This is a genomic window from Paenibacillus sp. USHLN196, from assembly GCF_037144955.1.
GTDB lineage: Bacteria > Bacillota > Bacilli > Paenibacillales > Paenibacillaceae > Paenibacillus > Paenibacillus xylanexedens_C.
Genome location: NZ_JBBCYH010000054.1, coordinates 1 through 240 on the forward strand (window position 1 = coordinate 1; position 240 = coordinate 240).

1 rRNA gene is annotated in these 240 nt (G+C 54.2%); it reads right to left on the reverse strand.

From position 1 onward, the window contains the following. Nucleotides 1–240 (reverse strand): 23S ribosomal RNA (locus WFI24_RS34295); the annotation flags it as partial.

A 240-nucleotide genomic window follows, 5' to 3' on the forward strand; every position in this document is an offset into this window, starting at 1 on the left:
AGGAGGCGACCGCCCCAGTCAAACTGCCCACCTGACACTGTCCCCGCACCGGATTACGGTACCAGGTTAGAACCTAGATACGATCAGGGTGGTATCCCAACGTTGCCTCCATGCAAGCTGGCGCTCACACTTCAAAGGCTCCCACCTATCCTGTACAGATCGTACCCAAATTCAATATCAAGCTGCAGTAAAGCTCCATGGGGTCTTTCCGTCTTGTCGCGGGTAACCTGCATCTTCACA